The sequence below is a fragment of the Polaromonas hydrogenivorans genome, assembly GCF_040105105.1.
In the GTDB taxonomy this organism is placed as follows: domain Bacteria; phylum Pseudomonadota; class Gammaproteobacteria; order Burkholderiales; family Burkholderiaceae_C; genus Polaromonas; species Polaromonas hydrogenivorans.
In genome coordinates this window covers 2,705,171-2,720,004 of the sequence record NZ_CP157675.1, presented here as the reverse complement: position 1 = coordinate 2,720,004, position 14,834 = coordinate 2,705,171, and the positions used below count along the sequence as shown (strand labels likewise).

General features: G+C 62.7%; 12 protein-coding genes. 7 read left to right on the top strand and 5 right to left on the bottom strand.

Annotated features, from left to right (window positions below; translation table 11 throughout):
* Positions 1-36: 36 nt before the first annotated feature.
* Complete coding sequence (gene dxs, locus ABLV49_RS13065) at positions 37-1,947, top strand: 1-deoxy-D-xylulose-5-phosphate synthase (protein WP_349277002.1); 1,911 nt, start codon at positions 37-39, stop codon at positions 1,945-1,947.
* 211 nt (positions 1,948-2,158) lie between these two features.
* Positions 2,159-3,241, top strand: a complete 1,083-nt coding sequence (locus ABLV49_RS13060; protein WP_349277001.1) for a TRAP transporter substrate-binding protein — start codon at positions 2,159-2,161, stop codon at positions 3,239-3,241.
* A gap of 98 nt (positions 3,242-3,339) precedes the next feature.
* On the opposite strand, the gene ABLV49_RS13055 is transcribed toward ABLV49_RS13060, so the two are convergent.
* The 3 genes from ABLV49_RS13055 to selD all read right to left on the bottom strand — a co-directional run bounded on the left by ABLV49_RS13055 (position 3,340) and on the right by selD (position 7,041).
* Entirely contained in the window at positions 3,340-5,145 is a 1,806-nt protein-coding gene (locus ABLV49_RS13055; RefSeq protein ID WP_349276999.1) for a TRAP transporter large permease, read from the bottom strand.
* 13 nt (positions 5,146-5,158) lie between these two features.
* Entirely contained in the window at positions 5,159-5,758 is a 600-nt protein-coding gene (locus tag ABLV49_RS13050) for a TRAP transporter small permease subunit (RefSeq protein ID WP_349276997.1), read from the bottom strand.
* A 191-nt stretch (positions 5,759-5,949) separates the two neighbouring features.
* Positions 5,950-7,041 carry a selenide, water dikinase SelD gene (gene selD, locus ABLV49_RS13045; protein WP_349276995.1) on the bottom strand — a complete coding sequence of 364 codons (1,092 nt, stop codon included), beginning with the start codon at positions 7,039-7,041 and terminating at the stop codon, positions 5,950-5,952.
* 302 nt (positions 7,042-7,343) lie between these two features.
* Between selD and senA the strand changes: the two genes are divergently transcribed.
* The gene (gene senA / locus ABLV49_RS13040; protein ID WP_349276994.1) at positions 7,344-8,645 is read left to right on the top strand and encodes a selenoneine synthase SenA; all 1,302 of its coding nucleotides are present in this window, start codon (positions 7,344-7,346) and stop codon (positions 8,643-8,645) included.
* Positions 8,646-9,489: 844 nt separating this feature from the next.
* On the opposite strand, the gene ABLV49_RS13035 is transcribed toward senA, so the two are convergent.
* The gene (locus ABLV49_RS13035) at positions 9,490-10,614 is read right to left on the bottom strand and encodes a substrate-binding domain-containing protein (RefSeq protein ID WP_349276993.1); all 1,125 of its coding nucleotides are present in this window, start codon (positions 10,612-10,614) and stop codon (positions 9,490-9,492) included.
* 137 nt (positions 10,615-10,751) lie between these two features.
* Between ABLV49_RS13035 and ABLV49_RS13030 the strand changes: the two genes are divergently transcribed.
* The 3 genes from ABLV49_RS13030 to ABLV49_RS13020 are packed head-to-tail and all read left to right on the top strand — an operon-like array spanning position 10,752 to position 13,026.
* Positions 10,752-11,516 carry an ABC transporter permease gene (locus ABLV49_RS13030; protein WP_349276992.1) on the top strand — a complete coding sequence of 255 codons (765 nt, stop codon included), beginning with the start codon at positions 10,752-10,754 and terminating at the stop codon, positions 11,514-11,516.
* A complete protein-coding gene (locus ABLV49_RS13025; RefSeq protein ID WP_349276991.1) occupies positions 11,513-12,202 on the top strand; it encodes an ABC transporter ATP-binding protein in 690 nt (229 codons plus the stop codon). The genes ABLV49_RS13030 and ABLV49_RS13025 overlap by 4 nt, the downstream gene beginning before the upstream one ends.
* Positions 12,199-13,026 (top strand): substrate-binding domain-containing protein, encoded by an 828-nt coding sequence (locus ABLV49_RS13020; protein ID WP_349276989.1) that lies wholly within the window; start codon positions 12,199-12,201, stop codon positions 13,024-13,026. Before ABLV49_RS13025 ends, ABLV49_RS13020 begins: the two co-directional genes overlap by 4 nt.
* A 299-nt stretch (positions 13,027-13,325) precedes the next feature.
* Here the strand turns inward: ABLV49_RS13020 and tnpA are convergent, their stop codons facing one another.
* Positions 13,326-13,745, bottom strand: a complete 420-nt coding sequence (tnpA, locus tag ABLV49_RS13015; protein ID WP_349276988.1) for an IS200/IS605 family transposase — start codon at positions 13,743-13,745, stop codon at positions 13,326-13,328.
* On the opposite strand from tnpA, the gene ABLV49_RS13010 reads away from it, so the two are divergent.
* On the top strand, positions 13,686-14,822 hold the full coding sequence (locus tag ABLV49_RS13010) for an RNA-guided endonuclease InsQ/TnpB family protein (RefSeq protein WP_349276986.1): 1,137 nt from the start codon (positions 13,686-13,688) through the stop codon (positions 14,820-14,822). The genes tnpA and ABLV49_RS13010 overlap by 60 nt on opposite strands.
* Positions 14,823-14,834 lie beyond the last annotated feature (12 nt).

Genomic DNA, 14,834 nt, shown 5'->3' with positions numbered 1-14,834 from the left:
CCGGTTCCGGCCTCGTCATAAAAGAAATACACCACGATGTACTCATTGCTTGAAACCATCAACAGCCCCGCCGACCTGCGGCGGCTTCCCCGTGCCCAGCTCAAGGCGCTGGCCGACGAACTGCGCGCCTATGTGATCGACAGCGTTTCCCAGACCGGCGGCCACCTGAGTTCCAACCTGGGCACGGTCGAGCTGACCGTGGCCCTGCACTATGTCTTCAACACGCCCGACGACCGGCTGGTCTGGGACGTGGGCCACCAGACCTACCCGCACAAAATCCTGACCGGCCGGCGCGAACGCATGGGCACGCTGCGCCAGCTCGGCGGGCTGTCGGGCTTTCCGCGCCGCGACGAGAGCGAATACGACACCTTTGGCACGGCGCATTCATCGACCTCGATTTCGGCGGCGCTCGGCATGGCGCTGGCCGCCGAATTCAAGGGCGAGAACCGCAATGCGGTGGCCGTCATCGGCGACGGCTCGATGAGTGCCGGCATGGCCTTCGAGGCCCTGAACAACGCCGGCGTGCATGACCACTGCAAGCTGCTGGTGGTGCTCAATGACAACGACATGAGCATCAGCCCGCCCGTGGGCGCGCTGAACCGCCACCTGGCGCAGCTGATGAGCGGGCGCTTCTACGCCTCGGCCCGCCACGTCGGCAAGAAGGTGCTGCAAGTGGCGCCGCCGCTGCTCGAACTGGCCCGGCGCCTCGAATCCCATGCCAAGAGCATGGTGGTGCCGGCCACGCTGTTCGAGAACTTCGGCTTCAACTACATCGGCCCGATTGACGGCCACGACCTGGAGTCGCTGATTCCCACGATGGAAAACATCCGGCACCTGATGGCCACCGGCGCGGGTCCGCAGTTCCTGCATGTCGTGACCAAGAAAGGCCAGGGCTACAAGCTGGCCGAAGCCGACCCAATTGCCTACCACGGCCCCGGCAAGTTCGACCCGTCCATGGGCCTGCAGAAATCCAGCGCCCCGGCCAAGCAGACCTTCACCCAGGTGTTTGGCCGCTGGCTGTGCGACATGGCCGAGCACGACCCGCGCCTGGTCGGCATCACGCCGGCCATGCGCGAAGGCTCGGGGATGGTGGAGTTTCACAAGCGCTTTCCCAAGCGTTACCACGATGTCGGCATTGCCGAGCAGCACGCGGTGACCTTTGCCGCCGGCATGGCCTGCGAAGGCTTGAAGCCGGTGCTGGCGATTTACTCGACCTTCCTGCAGCGCGGCTACGACCAGCTGATCCACGACGTGGCGCTGCAAAACCTGCCGGTGGTGTTTGCGCTGGACCGCGCCGGCCTGGTCGGCGCCGATGGCGCGACGCATGCCGGCGCCTACGACATTCCCTATCTGCGCTGCATTCCCAACATGGGCATTGCCTGCCCGGCCGATGAAAACGAATGCCGCAAGCTGCTGACCACGGCTTTCGAGCAAGATTCGCCGGTTGCCGTGCGCTATCCGCGCGGCGCCGGCGCGGGTGTCGAGCCCGAGGCCGGCCTGAACTCGCTGCCTTTCGGCAAGGGCGAGATTCGCCGCGAAGGCAGCGGCATTGCCATCCTCGCCTTCGGCACGCTGCTCTACCCGGCGCTGCAGGCGGCTGAAAAACTCGGCGCGACGGTGGTCAACATGCGCTGGGCCAAGCCGCTCGATACCGAACTGCTGCTGAAGGTGGCGGCCAGCCATGAAGCCCTGGTCACGCTGGAAGAGGGCGCCATCATGGGCGGCGCGGGCAGTGCCGTCGGTGAAGCGCTGCAGGCCGCCGGCGTGGTCAAGCCGCTGCTGCACCTGGGCCTGAAGGACGAGTTCATCGAGCATGGCGAGGTGGCCGTGCTGCTGGCCTTGCAGGGGCTGGACGCTGCCGGCATCGAGGCCGCTGTGCGCAGCCGTTTTGGCAGCTTCAAGTCCACCGATCCGCTGGCCAAGGTTGTGCTCAAGTCGGTGGCCTGAACGGGCCACACTGGCCTGTGGAATGAACTTTTCCAGTTTCTTCTACGGGTAAGAACGGGGCTGCTGAATGTACAAAAACTGACAAAATTAACAAGTGTCGCTAGCCGTGGCCACCATGACCGCCAATGTTGCCATGGCAAGGAATCTTGCGTGGCGACATGGCAGGCCAGGCGAAACAAGCAATCGTTAACCTTTCACAAAGAGAGTATTCATGGATCGTCGATCACTCATCAAAAACGCCGGCATTGCTGGCGTACTGGCTGCCGGCATCGCGCCTGCGGTGCATGCCCAAGCCGGCGTTCGCTGGCGCCTGGCGTCAAGTTTTCCCAAGTCGCTCGACACCATTTACGGGGGCGCCGAAGTATTCGCCAAAGCGGTCAAGGCCATGTCGGGCGGCAAGTTTGAAGTCTCGGTGCATGCCGGTGGCGAATTGATGCCGCCGTTTGGCGTGGTGGACGGTGTGCAGAACGGCACCGTCGAGATGGCCCACACCGTGCCCTATTACTTTTATGGCAAAAATCCGGCGTTCGCGCTGGGTTCGGCCGTTCCGTTCGGCCTGAACGCCCGCCAGATGAACGCCTGGATGATGCATGGCAATGGCCGCAAGCTGATGAACGAGTTTTATGCTGGCTACAACATGCGCAGCCTGGCCGGCGGCAACACAGGTTGCCAGATGGGTGGCTGGTACCGCAAGGAAATCAAGTCGCCAGCCGACTTCAAGGGCATGAAGATGCGCCTGGGCGGCGGCCTGATCGGTGCCGTGATGACCAAGCTGGGCGCCGTGCCGCAAAGCATTCCCGGCGGCGAAATCTACCAGGCCCTGGAAAAAGGCACGCTCGACGCGGCTGAATGGGTGGGGCCTTACGATGACCAGAAACTCGGTTTCAACAAGGTTGCGCCGTTTTACTACTACCCCGGCTGGTGGGAAGGCGGCCCGGAAGTCGATTTCTTCATCAACCAGAAGGCGTTTGACGGCCTGTCGGCAGAAAACAAGGCCATCGTCGAAGCCGCCGCCGCCGTGGCGCACACCGACATGCTGGCCAAGTACGACGCGCTGAACCCGACTGCCCTGAAGCAGCTGGTCGGTTCCGGCACCAAGGTTTTGCCGTTCTCGCCAGCCGTCCTGGATGCCTCTTTCACGGCCTCCATGGCCGTCTTCGACGAGAATGCTGCCAAGAGCCCGGAATGGAAAAAGATCTACACCGATCTGCGCAGCTTCCAGCGCGATCAGGTCCTGTGGTTCCGTTTTGCCGAGTCGCGCTTCGACACCTACATGGCTTCCAAGAAGCTGTAACCGGCCCGCCTGTTGCCGCAAAGTCCCTGGCCGGATTTTTCGGCTGCCCATGAAAAAGCCCCGCATCGCGGGGCTTTTTCATGGGCGGGCCGCCACGGTTACTTCTTGGACTTCTCGATGGACTCCTGCATGGCCTTCATGGGGTCATCTTCGGCAGCGGCTCCTGGAGCCGGCGCCGGCTCGCCGGAGGCGCCAGGCAGCGCGGAGGCATCCGGCGACGAGGGCATGGCGGGTGGTTCGACCTCGGGCGCGGCTTGCGGCATATCGGCCTGCATCTGGGTGCCGATCTTGTCGAGGTCAAAGGTTTCCTGCTTGTCCAGGCCGCTGGAGACGATGCCCGGGAAGGCAATGATCAGCCCGACCATGATGATCTGGATCAGCACGAAGGGCACGGCCCCCCAGTAGATTTCCATGGTGGTCACGGGCGCTATCGTTTTTTGGGTCAGCCTGTCGGTATAAGGTTTGTTCGGCGCGACGCTGCGCAGGTAAAAGAGCGCAAAGCCGAACGGCGGATGCATGAAGCTGGTCTGCATGTTGACCGCCAGCAGCACACCGAACCAGATCAGGTCGATGCCCAGCTTTTGCGCCACCGGCGCCAGCAGCGGCACCACGATGAAGGACAGCTCGAAAAAGTCCAGGAAGAACGCCAGGAAAAAGATCAAGACGTTGACGAGGATCAGGAAGCCGAGCTGGCCGCCCGGCATGCCGGTCAGCAGGTGCTCCACCCAGCGCGGACCATCGACCCCCTGGAACACCAGGCTGAAGATGGTCGAGCCGATCAGGATGAACACCACGAAGCACGACAGCTTGGTGGTGGTGTTCAGCGCCTGCTTGAGCAGCGCCATGCTCAGGCGCCCGCGCACCATGGCCATCACGAAGGCGCCGAGCGCGCCCATGGCGCCGCCTTCGGTCGGCGTTGCAATGCCCAGGAAAATGGTGCCGAGCACCAGAAAAATCAGCAGCAGCGGCGGGATCAGCACGAAGGTGACGCGTTCGGCGATGCGTGACAGCAGGTTCATGCGCGTGAGGCGGTTGATCACGGCGATCACGAAGGCCAGAATCACGCCGACGCACATCGACACCACGATGGTTTCGTCGGTTGCCACGCTGGTCACGGGCGTGTTCGTCCACCAGGTGTGAACGTCAGCGATGCGCCGGCCGAAGTAAACCGCCGCGCCGGCCGAGATCACGGTGAGCGCCAGCAGCGAGCGCAGCCCGCTGCTGCCATTGCTTTCGCGAAAGATGCGCGCCTCGATGGGCAGGGCCGGCACCCATTTGGGCTTGAACAGGGCCAGCAGTACGACGTAGCCCGCGTACATGGCCGTCAGCATGAAGCCGGGCACGAAAGCGCCCTTGTACATGTCGCCCACGCTGCGCCCCAGCTGGTCGGCCATGATGATGAGCACCAGCGATGGCGGAATGATCTGCGCCAGCGTGCCGGACGCGGCAATCACGCCCGAGGCGAGGCGGCGGTCGTAGCCATAGCGCAGCATGATGGGCAGCGAGATCAGGCCCATGGAAATCACCGATGCCGCCACGACGCCGGTGGTGGCCGCCAGCAGCGCGCCGACAAAAATCACCGCCAGCGCCAGCCCGCCGCGAACCGGGCCGAACAGCTGGCCGATGGTGTCCAGCAGGTCTTCGGCCATGCCGCTGCGCTCCAGGATCAACCCCATGAGCGTGAAGAACGGAATCGCCAGCAGCGTGTCGTTTTGCATGATGCCGAACAGCCGCAGCGGCAGCGCCTGCAGCAGAGCTTCGGGCAGCAGCCCGAGTTCAATGCCCAGGAAGCCGAAGAACAGCCCGCAGGCCCCCAGGCTGAAGGCCACGGGAAAGCCGATCAGCAGGAAGACGATCAGGCCCGCGAACATGAGCGGGGCGAAATTTTGAGCGATGAATTGCATGATTTTTTTCCGTTCAGCCTGCTTTTGCCTTGGACTCGGCCAGCCGGCGGATGGATTCGGCCAGTTCTTCTTCAGCCGATTTTTCTTCCCGTTTGCCGGTCGGATCCTCGATGAGGCCCTGCAGGAACGCAATCCGCTTGATCAACTCCGACCAGCCCTGCAGCAGCAGCAGCGTGAAACCGGCGGGAATCAAGGCATAGACCGGCCAGCGGATCAGGCCGCCGGCGTTGTTCGACATTTCGCCCGAGCGATAGCCCTGCAGGAAAAACGGAACGCCGTACCAGAGGATGGCCAGGCAGATCGGGGTCAGGAAAAAGGTAAAGCCGATGATATCGACCCAGATCTGCCCGCGTTTGGACAGCCGGCTGGAAACGACATCGATCTTCACATGCTCCTGGCTCAGCAGCGTATAGCCCGCCGCCAGCAGGAAGGAGGCGGCAAATAAATACCACTGCACTTCAAGAAAGGCGTTGGAACTCATGTTGAACACCTTGCGCACGATGGCGTTCACGCCGCTGATGACGGTCGAGGCAAGGATGAGCCAGATCACATACTTGCCGACCTGGGCGTTGAGCCAGTCGATGGCATTGGAAATTTTTAACAGCGAACGCATTGTTATCTCCGGGTGTTGGACTGACGCAGGACACATCCACCCAGAAGCCGCAGGCCGGCCAGTCTGGATGAATGTTTTGCGTCTGTGTTTTGCGTGTGATTCGTGATTCTAAGGAGAAGCCGACGGGATTCCGCTTCAATTTGGAGCGTGTAATCCCTTGGTGCGGGCCGGCGCGGCGGTGTGATTCGGTGTTATCGCACCTCGATGCCGCTGCCTTCGGCCATGTCGCCAATCTGGCGCGCCGCGTGAAAGCCGTGGCTTTTAAAACAGGCCAGCACGGCGTCAGCCGCCTCGGGCGCGCAGGCCACCAGCAGGCCGCCGCTGGTTTGCGGGTCGCTCAGCAGGGCCTGGTGCGCCGGGCTGATGCCGGCGGGCAGCGAGACTTGCGCGCCGTAGCTGTCCCAGTTGCGCCCCGAGGCGCCGGTGACCATGCCTTGCGCCGCGAGTTCGAGCACGCCGGGCAGCAGCGGAATCTGGTCGAGCTGAAGCCGCATCTTGAGATTGGCGCCGCGCGCCAGTTCCAGCCCGTGGCCGAGCAGGCCGAAGCCGGTCACGTCGGTCATGGCGTGCACCGCGTCCATTCTGGACAGCTCGATGCCGGGCTTGTTCAGCTGCGTGGTGACGGCAATCATTTGCGCATAGCCTTCGGCGCTCAGGGCTTCCTTTTTCAGCGCGGCCGACAAAATTCCGACGCCCAGCGGCTTGCCCAGGATCAGCACATCGCCGGCCCTGGCGCCCGAGTTTTTCTTGACCCGCGAAGGGTGGACCAGGCCCAGCACGACCAGGCCGTAGATCGGCTCGACCGAGTCAATCGTGTGGCCGCCCGCTATCGGGATGCCGGCATCGCGGCAGACGTCCTGGCCGCCGCGCAGGATCAACCCGATGGTTTCCAGCGGCAGCACGTTGACCGGCATGCCGACCAGCGCCAGCGCCATGATGGGCGTGCCGCCCATGGCGTACACGTCGCTGATGGCGTTGGTCGCGGCGATGCGGCCAAAGTCATACGGGTCATCGACGATGGGCATGAAAAAGTCGGTGGTGGCAATCAAGGCCTGCTCGTCGTTGAGCTGGTAAACGGCGGCGTCGTCGGCGGTTTCAATGCCGACCAGCAACTGGGGAGGCAGGTTCAGGCCCGGCAGGTTGCTGGCATTTTTCAGGATTTCGCTCAAGACGCCGGGGGCGATCTTGCAGCCGCAGCCACCGCCGTGCGACAGGCTGGTCAGGCGGGGCGTGAGGGTCGATGCAGGCAGGAGGGGGGAGGGGGAAGTGTCGGACGCGTTCATCCGTCAAGTTTAGAACACGGCGGTTTTAAGGATCTGGCACGTAATAACTTCCAGTCCGTCATTCCCGCGAAGGCGGGAATCCAGCAACACGGGTTGAACACTCAAACGAGTCTGGATACCCGCCTTCGCGGGTATGACGCAGGGAAGTTATTGCTGACCGTATCCTAAGGCGATGGCGGGATGGGTTTCACCGCGCAAAAGGATTGATTTTTGCCACGCGGCGGCCATGCCTTGCTATGCTTGGATTTTTTCCCCCGCCCGCCAGATCACCCTGTTTTCAGGATATTTTCAGGACACTTGCCGTGGCTACAGAACCCTTCCCCTCTTCATCTTCCTCCTCGGCCGCCGACAGCCCGAAGCTGATCGACTCCCCGCTGATGAGGCGCGCAGGCCCCGAGTTGCTGTCGCTGGCGCTGATGGATGCGCGCAACCACACGCTGCACCTGTTTGGCCAGTACCAAAATACGCTGGAGGCGGGGAACTTCAAGGTGCCCCCGATGCCTGGGCTGAACCCGCCGCTGTGGATGCTCGGCCATGTGGGCTGGTTCCAGGAGCGCTGGATTGGCCGAAACCTGCAGCGGGCGCTGGGCAGCCGCTGCGAGCCCGGCCACTCCCGGCTGGCGTCGATGGAGCCGAACGCGGACCGCTGGTGGGACCCCGGCCAGGTGCCCCATGACAGGCGCTGGACGCTGGACCTGCCGGACATGGGGGACTGCCGTGCGTATCTGCTCGAAACGCTGGAGAGCACGCTCGAATTGCTGGAAAAGGCCGGCACCGATGACGATGCCCTGTACTTTTACCGGCTGAGCCTGTTTCACGAAGATCTGCAGGATGAAGCGCTGACCTGCATGGCGCAGACCCTGGGCCTGCCGCTGGACAAGCCCTTGCAAACCGCTTTCACACCCGCGCCCATGGTGCTGCGCGAGCCGATGCTGATTCCGGCCACGACCTGGCGGATGGGCAGCCCGTCAGGCGCCGGGGCCGGGTTTGCGTTTGACAACGAACAGCAGATGCATGCCATCAGCGTGCCTGAGTTTGAAATCGATGCCCAGGCCGTGACCTGGTCGCAGTACGTCGAGTTTGTCGCCGATGGCGCTTATGACCAGCCGGCGTTCTGGCATCCCGACGGCTGGCAATGGCTGCAGGCGCTGGCGGCGGTCGAGGGCCGGCGCGGCCCGCGCTACGTGGAGCAGATCGGCATCGGCAGCGGCGCCGTCATCCAGACCCGTTTTGGCCAGCCCATGCGCATGCAGGGCACGCAGCCGGCGATGCACCTGAGCTGGTGGGAAGCCGACGCCTGGTGCCGCTGGGCCGGGCGCCGCCTGCCGGCCGAGGTGGAGTGGGAGGTGGCTGCGCACACGGCGGCGCGCCGGGGCTTTCGCTGGGGTGACGTGTGGGAATGGATGGGCACGACCTTCAGGCCATATCCAGGCTTTGCGCCTGACCCGTGGCGGGCGTATTCGGAGCCTTCGTTTGGCACGCACAAGGTATTGCGCGGTGCGTCGTTTGCCACGCGGGCGCGGCTGAAACATCCCAATTTCCGGAATTTTTACCGGCCGGAACGGGATGACATCTTTTGTGGCTTCAGGTCTTGTGCGCTATGAAAATAGTAGCTGTTTGTGCATGTGGGGTGTGCGTAAAAGGCCTAAATTACTGTGTTTTTGAGGGTTTATGGGTCTGATGTGACTTGAGCTTTGGCTTTGGTCATGGGCTGTTACTTGCTTTGGTCGCTGGGTTGGCTTTTCGGGGTTGGGTTGGCCGGGGGTTGCCCGGCGGCAAGTAACTTTCTTTTGCTTCGCCAAAAGAAAGTCACCAAAGAAAAGGCGACCCGCAGTCTGGGGCCTTGCGCTTCGCTTCAGGCAACCTGTGCTGGACAAGGAAAGCCGGGGTCCGCGCAAACTCGCTTCACTGCGTTACGCTCAAACAGCGCGCGGCCCTGATCCGGCTTTCCTCGCCCAGCACAGGCCCAGCCAGGACGGGACTTGCGGGAGCGGGAACGGATTCGGATTCGGATGCGGGAACTCGTGCTTGTGCATCAAAAGTGCCATTTGCGCATGCCACATCTGCGCAGTGAGCTATCGAATTAGTAGTATTCGGGGCTGAAACCTGGGCGCGGTGGCTGTTCGGCTGTTTGGATTTCGTTCCCCGATTGCCCCGTTCTGTCTGGGCCTGCGATGCCCCGAAAAAACGGGATCAGGGCGGCGCGCTGTTTGAGCGTAACGAAGTGAAGCGAGTTTGCGCCGACCCCCGTTTTTCCGGGGTAGCGCAGGTTGCCCGAAGCGAAGCGCAGGGACCCAGACAGCCGGGTCGCCTTTCTTTTGCTTACTTTTCTTTGGCGAAGCAAAGAAAAGTGAGTTGCCGCCGGGCAACCCCCGGCCAGCCCAACCCAGAAGAGCCAACCCAGCCACAAATCAAGCAGCGAATTCCACCAAGCCCTCAAACCTTGCGTCAGCCCGCAGCATGAACCGAGTCGTCACGTTTTTCCTTGCGATAACTCCACCACGGCAGGGCCGCACGCAAGGACAGCACCTTGCCGCTCTGGGCCAGCGCGCCGCTGTAGCCCGGCAGCCTGTCCAGCGTGGCCTGCCACTCGCCGCCCTGCAGTTCCCTGAGCAGCGCCTGCACCTGCGCCGTGGGCAGCTCGGACTTCAGGCAGACCAGGTGGTAACGCTCCTGCGCCAGCGGCACGAACCCCAGGCCTTTCTCCCACGCTGCCGCCTCAATGCCCAGCCCCGCATCGGCCGCGCCACTGGCAACGGCTTGCGCCACGGCGGTGTGCGACGGCTCCTCCGTGCCGTAGCCTTGGATATCCGCTGAAGACAGACCGGCTTCGGCCAGCAGGTCGTCCAGCAGTACCCGCGTTCCCGTGCCTTCGGGGCGGTTCACATAGCGCATGCCCGGCTGCGCCACATCAGCCAGTCCTTCAATCTGCAGCGGGTTGTTTTTGGCAACGATCAGGCCCTGCTGGCGGTGGGAAAAGCCGATCAGCTTGTGCAGGCCGGGCTTGAGCAGGCTGCGGTAGGTCTGCGCGGCCACCGACTGGCGCTGCGGCTGGTCGCGCACATGAAAGCCGGCCATCATGCAGCGCCCGGCGTTCAGCGCCGCGATGGCATCGACGCTGCCCATGAAACGGATGTCCAGGTGCAGGCCCCGCTGGCTGGCCTGCTCGCGCAGCGCCGACAGCGCCGCGTCGTGGCTGGCATACAGCGTCAGGACATGCGTGCTGTCGTCAAACGCGGTGGCGAAAGCGCGTTCAATGTCGCCGCGCAACGCTTCGATCTGCGGCGCCAGCCGGGCCTGCGCCTGGCGCTCGGCCCAGAGCAGCTTTTCGCCGAACTCGGTCAGCCGCGCGCGCTGGCCCTTGTCCCAGACGATCAGGCTGCGGCCCAGCGCCTGCTCCCAGTCCTTGAGCGAACCCCAGACATGGCGGTACGACAGATCGAGCGCCCTGGCGGCCTTTGAAATCGAGCCCTGCTCGCTGACCGCATGGAGCATGTCCATCATCGGGTTGCGGATCAGCGCGTCCTTGCCGCGCTGGGGCGTCAACAGGTAGGAGAGTTGGACTTTGTGCATGGCGTGTGCGCTGATTATCCGTGCGGACCCCGGCACGCAAACACGCTGTTTTCCTATGTAAACGGCTTCATAGCGACTACTACCTAGACAACGAAAAGTCTTGGGCGCTGCGCTACAGTTTTGGCAAACCGCACCGCATGAACACCTTCTCAAGCAGCGCCGTCACGGCTTTTTCGCTGATCACCTCGCTCGACCCCCTGTTGGCCGGCATCGTCGTCCGGTCACTGGCCGTCAGCGCCCTGGCTTGCGTGATTGCCTGCAGCGCCGGGTTGCTGCTGGGCGCCTGGCTGGGCGTGGCGCGCTTTCGGGGCCGCGCCGCCGTGCTGGCCTTGCTCAACACCGCCCTGGCCCTGCCTTCGGTGGTGGTCGGGCTGGTGGTGTATTTGCTGCTGTCGCGCACCGGGCCGCTGGGTTTTCTGGGCTGGCTGTTTTCCTTCAAGGCGATGGTGCTGGCGCAAAGCGTGCTGGTGCTGCCGGTGGTCACCGCGCTGGTGCGCCAGGCGATTGACGACGCCGACCGCAGCCACGGCGAGCAGTTCGAGTCGCTGGGCGCGGGCCGATTCATGCGCGGTTTGATCCTGCTGTGGGACGAGCGCTATGCCTTGCTGACGGTGCTGATGGCCGCCTTTGGCCGCGCCATTTCAGAGGTCGGCGCGGTGATGATCGTGGGCGGCAATATCGAGGGCTTCACGCGCGTCATGACGACCTCGATTGCGCTGGAAACCAGCAAGGGCGACTTGCCGCTGGCGCTGGCGCTGGGCCTTGTGCTGCTGGTCGTGGTGCTGCTGCTCAATGGGCTGATTGCGCTAGTGCGGCGCTGGCGCGAGCGGCTCGATGACCCGCTGCTCGATGTGGAAGCCGTCCTGGTCGCAACCCCGGTTGCCCAGAGCGCATCGTCATGACGCCGCTTTTCAGCCTCGATTCCGTCAGCGTGCGGTTTGGCCGCGTTCAGGCACTCAGCGACTGCAGCCTGCGCATTGCCGCCGGCGATAGGCTGGCGCTGGTCGGCTCCAACGGCAGCGGAAAAAGCACCTTGCTGCGCACGCTGCACGGACTCATTGCGCCCGCAAAAGGCAGTTTTCAGAGGGATGGGCGTGCGCGCCAGGCGATGCTGTTCCAGCGCCCCTACATGCTGCGCGCCAGCGTGCTGCACAACGTCGCGCTGGGCTTGTGGCTGAACAGCGTGCCCTGGAAACTGGCCAAGGCGCAGGCGCTGCAGTCGCTCGAACGCGTGGGGCTGGCCGACCTGGCCGGGCGCAATGCCAAGGCCCTGTCTGGCGGGCAGCAGCAGCGGGTGGCTTTGGCGCGGGCCTGGGCGCTGCAGCCGCAGGTCTTGCTGCTTGATGAGCCCACGTCCAGCCTCGACCCGGCGGCCAAGCGCGAGGTCGAGCGGCTGATGGCCGAATTCGCCGACGCCGGCATGACGCTGATCTTCAGCAGCCACAACCTGGGCCAGGTCAAGCGCCTGGCCAGCCGCGTCGTGTACCTGGAGCAGGGCCGGCTGGTGGCTGACTTGCCCACCCCTGCTTTTTTCAACGGGCCTTTGCCCGCCGCCGCCGCCAATTTTTTAAAAGGGGAACTGGGATGAATATTTTCGGCAGATTTTTCAAGCCTTTTAGGGCGCTTGCGCTTGTCCCTGTTGCGCTGGCAGCTACGCTTTCAATAGCGCAGACACCCAGCATCGTGATGGCGTCCACCACCTCGACCGAGCAGTCGGGGCTGTTTGGCCATCTGCTGCCCGAATTCAAAAAGACCAGCGGCATCGACGTAAAGGTGGTGGCGGTCGGCACCGGCCAGGCCATCGACATGGGCCGCCGGGGCGACGCCGATGTGCTGTTTGTCCACGACCAGGTGGCCGAGGAAAAGGTCGTGGCCGAAGGCTTCGCCATCAAGCGCTACCCGGTGATGTACAACGACTTCGTGCTGATCGGCCCGGCCGCTGATCCGGCCCAGGTCAAGGGCAGGGACATTGTTGACGCGCTGAAAAAAGTCAACGCCGCCAACGCCGGCTTCATTTCACGCGGCGACAAGAGCGGCACCCACGCGGCCGAGTTGCGCTACTGGAAAACCGCCGGCGTCGAGCCACCGGCGTTTTCCGGCTACAAGGCCTGCGGCTGCGGCATGGGGCCGGCGCTGAACATGGCCGCCAGCCTGGGCGCCTATGTGCTGGCCGACCGGGGCACCTGGCTGTCGTTCAAGAACCGCGCCGACCTGGCCGTGCTGGTCGAAGGCGACAGGCGCCTGTTCAACCAGTACGGCGTGATGGTCGTCAACCCCGTCAAACACCCGCAAACGAAAGTGGTTGAAGCGCAAAAGTTCGTCGATTGGGTGATTTCGCCAGCCGGGCAGGGCGTGATTGCCAGCTACAGGATCAACGGCGAGCAACTGTTTTTCCCCAACGCCGCGCAGTAAGAATCTGGTTATAAATAACTTTCCGATTTGCATTTGGATTCGTCATACCCGCGAAGGCGGGTATCCAGTACGGCGCGTAAATAACGCTCGGCTCTTCGTAGTACGACTGGATTCCCGCCTACGCGGGAATGACGAACGGGAAGTTATTACTGACCGCATCCCTAAGCTCGCCAGCGTTTCCTGATCTTCCTGACCTTGCCGGGCAAGGCCAGGATTTTTATCAGTCTTGAGCGAAAAACCTCGGCCTTCAGGCCTGAGATGGATAGCGTGGACGGCAAAGCCGTCCTTGTGTCTGGCTTTCAGAGCGGTGTTTGTTGTTGTTGTTCAATGTATTGGCGAATGATGGAAATCGGAGCGCCGCCACAGCTGCCCGCAAAGTAGCTTGGCGACCACAGCGCGCCGTCCCAAAGTTTTTCGGCGATGCTGGGGTATTTCTTCTGGCGAATCATGCGGCTGGACACGCCTTTGAGGCTGTTGACCAGCGCCGATACGGCTACTTTTGGCGGGTAATTGACCAAGAGGTGAACATGGTCGTCCTCGCCCTCGAACTCCACCAGTTGCGCCTCAAAGTCAGCGCACACGCTGGAAAATATCGGGCGCAGGTCATCAAGGATCTCCTTGGTGAATACGCCGTGCCGGTATTTTGTCACAAAGACCAAATGCACATGCATTACAAAAATGCAATTCCTGCCATGCCTGATGTCATTGTTTTTAATCATAGGCCAAGTATAATTCAGGCTGTGAAAACGCTACGAATCAGAATCAGGGACAAACACGCCAAAGCGCTCGATGCAATGGCGTGCGAGTGCAACATGATCTGGAACTACGTGAATGCGCTTTCCTTCAAGCATACCCAGCGCACTGGAAAATTCTTCAGCGCCTACGACATGGCCGGGTACACGGCGGGCGCCGGCAAGGAAGGCTTGACGGTTCACAGCCAGACCGTGCAGGGCGTCACCGAGGAATATGTCACGCGGCGCAAGCAGTTCAAGAAGGCCAGGCTGCGCTGGCGGGTTTCTCGCGGTGCGCGCAAGTCGCTCGGCTGGATACCGTTCAAGGCGGGCGCTGTCACTTTCAAGAACGGACAAATCAAATACGCCGGTCAATTCTTCGGCCTGTGGGACAGCTACGGGCTGGCCGGCTACAGACTGCGCTCGGGCAGCTTCAGCCAGGATGCGCGGGGCCGGTGGTATGCCAATATCTGCGTTGAGACGGCCATCCCCAAGTCAGCCGGGACGGCGTCCATCGGCATTGACCTGGGCCTCAAAGACTTCGCCACGCTGTCCGATGGCACCAAAGTAGAAGCGCAGCGCCTGTACCGAGGTGCAGAAGCCAAGCTGGCCGTCGCGCAGCGGGCCAACAAAAAGCAGCGTGTCAAAGCGATCCACGCCCAGATTGCAAACCGCAGGAAAGACTTCCTGCACAAACTGAGCACCCGACTGGTCAGCCAGAACGGTGCGATTTTCGTCGGCAACGTGAACGCGGCAGGCCTGGCAAAAACCAGGATGGCGAAATCCGTCCTGGATGCCGGCTGGTCAACATTCAGAACCATGCTTCAGTACAAATGCGGTCACGCGGCTGTATGGTTCGAGGAAGTCAACGAAAGCTATACAACCCAGACCTGTTCAAGCTGCGGGGTCATACCTGCCAGCAGTCCGAAAGGTAGAGCAGGACTTGGAATAAGAGAATGGACTTGCGGCGATTGTGGTTCGGTACACGACCGGGACACGAACGCAGCCAAGAACATTCTCGCGCGCGGACATGCGCGTCTGGCAGCAGGAATCCCCGTCCTTTAGGGCGGGGAGGAT